The sequence below is a fragment of the Pontibacterium sp. genome, from assembly GCF_041587635.1.
Lineage (GTDB): Bacteria > Pseudomonadota > Gammaproteobacteria > Pseudomonadales > Balneatricaceae > Pontibacterium.
Genome location: NZ_JBFGYC010000459.1, coordinates 1 through 3,284 on the forward strand (window position 1 = coordinate 1; position 3,284 = coordinate 3,284).

Sequence of the window (3,284 nt, forward strand, 5' to 3'; positions counted from 1 at the left end):
CCCGCTTATACCAAGGCTTCAGCCATCTCCCGCGCCATGCTGAAGTATCGCGTTGCTCAATCCAACCTACGGGGCTACAAAGCTCCCATTGTAGGGTAGCCTTCAGGCTACCGGCAGGCGAAAAGCCTGCCCTACAGATGATTATTAGAAACCTTGTATCTGAACCCGCTTATACCAAGGCTTCAGCCATCTCCCGCGCCATGCTGAAGTATCGCGTTGCTCAATCCAACCTACGGGGCTACAGAGCTCCCATTGTAGGGTAGCCTTCAGGCTACCGGCAGGCTAAAAGCCTGCCCTACAGATGATTATTAGAAACCTTGTATCTGAACCCTCTTATACCAAGGCTTCGGCCATCTCCCGCGCCATACTGAAGTTGGTTTTACCGCTACCCAGAACCGGCACGGTTTCCACCGCATGTACGGCTGCAGGCACCATCAGGCCGGGCATGCCACCTTTAATCAACTGGTCACGCAGGCTATCGGCTTCTTCACTTTCCACGAGCAAAATGACCTTCTCACCTTTTTTCGCATCCGGCATATTCACCGCCACCAGCGGCAGTTCTGGCTGATCCAGAATACGGCGAACTTCGCCTTCCACGGCGGTCAGACTAACCATCTCACCACCTAACTTAGCGAAACGAGAATATCGATCCACGATGGTCAGGAAGCCGTCTTCATCCAGATGACCTTTGTCACCGGATTTATACCAGCGCACGCCTTCCATCTCGACAATCGAATCCGCCGTCTTCTCAGGGTTATTGAGATACCCTTTCATGATCTGCGTACCGCCAATCAGTATCAGACCATCGTCACCGGTGGGCAGTTCTTCCAGGGTATCAGGATCAACGATGCGGAAAGTCGAACCCGGCAATGCTAAGCCCACAGTCCCCTGTTTCGTACCGACCTGAACCGCCCATCCATCGGTGACCAGATGATCCGGCAAGTTCACACCCGCAACCGGGGTGGTTTCCGTACAACCGTATCCTTCCTGAATCGGCACGCGGAAACGCGCTTCGAAGGTATCCCGTACTTTCGGGTCCAGCTTTTCAGCACCGGCCACCACCACACGCAAGGTTTCCAGCATCATCGGATGCAGCTTGCTGTTGCGGCTGTAGATACGCAGGAAGGTCGAGGTGGCGCACATGATGGTGGCGCGGAAACGTGCAACACCTTTGCCGATATTCTGGGCATCCGTCGGGTCGGGATGACAGATCACAGGAATGCCTTCTATCAGCGGCATAAAGCAAGTTACTGTGAGGCCAAATGCGTGGAACAGCGGCAAAGTTGCCATGATCTTGTCGTAATCACGTACATTGAGTACATCAGAGATCTGGCGCAGGTTAGCCATAATATTACGGTGGCTGAGCATCACCCCTTTAGGTGCACCTTCGCTACCGGATGAGAACAAAATCGCAGCGGTATCTTCCAGATCAGTGCGTTTACACAGCATCCACTGCAACAGGAAGGTCGGTAGCAACTTGACCATCCCCAGTGTCATCAGCCCTTCGGCTTTGCTCACACCAGCTTTGATATCTTCCATATACAGAACATCGCGACCGGCAAACAGCGGCTCCACATCGATACCACGCAGCTTCAGCTTGGCGACAAACTTATGCGCCGTGACGATAGTGGAGACTTCCGCCTGCTCCAGTGCGGACTGCATCGACTCAGACGGTGACGTGAAGTTTATATTCACGACTGTTTTACCCGCCATCAGCGACGCCATGTTAGCGATAGCACCGGCGTTCGTAGTGGGCATCAACAGCCCGATATTCTGACCGTCGGTTTTCTTGATACGGCGGGCAAAAATCGCGCAACCGGTCAGCAAGCGCAGATGTGTCAGCGGTGTATCTTTCACCTCGGTGATCGCCCACTCGGTCGGCTCTTGTTTAGCCGTACGAATAAAAGCTTCCGGGATCGTTTCCATGCCACGGGTATGCTCTTCCCACGCATGGATCGACAATTCCGCGACCTTCTTCTTCACCATCTCGGCGTTCGAGCTGATCGGCAGCTACTTACCAAAGGCCACGATCACATCACGTTGCAGACCGCTGTTACGCAGGGTTTTCATCTTCTCGGTGGAGCGTGAGAAACGACTGCCCCAAAGACCACGCAGGTAGAACGGTACGATCACCCCTTCGGCACCTTCACAGGCACGTTCAAATCCACGACGGAACTCTGCAATCTGACCGGTATGACTGATCGAACCTTCCGGGAACAAACAAACCACTTTGCCTTCGTTCAACAACTCGCTGACTTTCTTCAAGGCGGTACGGCTCTTAGCACCTGAGATCGGAATCACACCGTAGATATCCAGGAACCACTTCAGGTACCATCGCTCGTAAATGCCCCGATCCATTACAAAGTGCACATGACGCGGACACGCCATCTGGATCATCGCCCAGTCCAACCAGCTGATATGGTTACCCAGCAACAGCGTACCTTTGCCATCTTCCGGCAGGTTCTCAAACCCCAGCACCTGCAGTTTGTATTTGCGCTTCATCAGACCCAGCACGATCAGGCGCAGGGAGGCTTCCGGTACCGAAATAATTGCCAGTACAGTGCCCAACACCGCAACCACCGCCAGCGCCCACAGCAACCAACGTCCGTCCACACCCACATAGGCACAGCCAACCGTGATGACCAGAAAACCAAACATGGTCAGGTTCTGGATAAAGTTATTACCCGCCAGTACACGCCCGTTTTCGTTCTCTCCGGCGTTGAACTGGATCAATGCGTTCAGCGGTACGTTCAGCATCGCACCAAACAGACCGATCATCAGGAACATCACCCCCTGCCACGCCATCGAAGGCATCTGCGGCAGAAGGATCAGGCCGGTGGCAACACCTGCCGCACCCAGCGGAATCAACCCGACATTGATATGTTTCTTCGACAGTTTGCCCGCCACAATCGACCCCAGCATGATGCCGATCCCTGCCAGCGCCATGACGCCCTGAATGACAAAGGTGTTGTGCTGATCTAAGTGCTCTTCCGCAAACGCCGGGAACACCGCCAGCATCACCTGACTGATCGACCAGAACAGCGCCAGACCGATGATCGCCAGAAAGATCGGACGATGGCTCAGGATCATGCCCAGATTGGATTTCAGCGTTTTACCTTTGCTATACGCGCCCCAGTCGAAACGGGATTCGGTATTGATCTCTTGCGTCCGAGGCAATCGGTACGCCATCGCCAGCTCCAGCAATGCACCGGCCACCAGCACCCAACCCAGCGGAGCGACCCGCAACAAACTCTCCTCCGGGCTCATCTGCTCTGCACCTTCTA

Annotated in this window: 2 protein-coding genes; both read right to left on the bottom strand. The window is 54.5% G+C overall.

Annotated elements, in window-relative coordinates:
* Window positions 1-333: 333 nt before the first annotated feature.
* Window positions 334-1,986 carry an AMP-binding protein gene (locus tag ABYW01_RS17410; protein WP_372835192.1) on the bottom strand — a complete coding sequence of 551 codons (1,653 nt, stop codon included), beginning with the start codon at window positions 1,984-1,986 and terminating at the stop codon, window positions 334-336.
* Between the two features lie 24 nt (window positions 1,987-2,010).
* Window positions 2,011-3,284: MFS transporter (locus tag ABYW01_RS17415; protein WP_372835195.1), on the bottom strand; the 1,274-nt coding region annotated here is incomplete at its 5' end.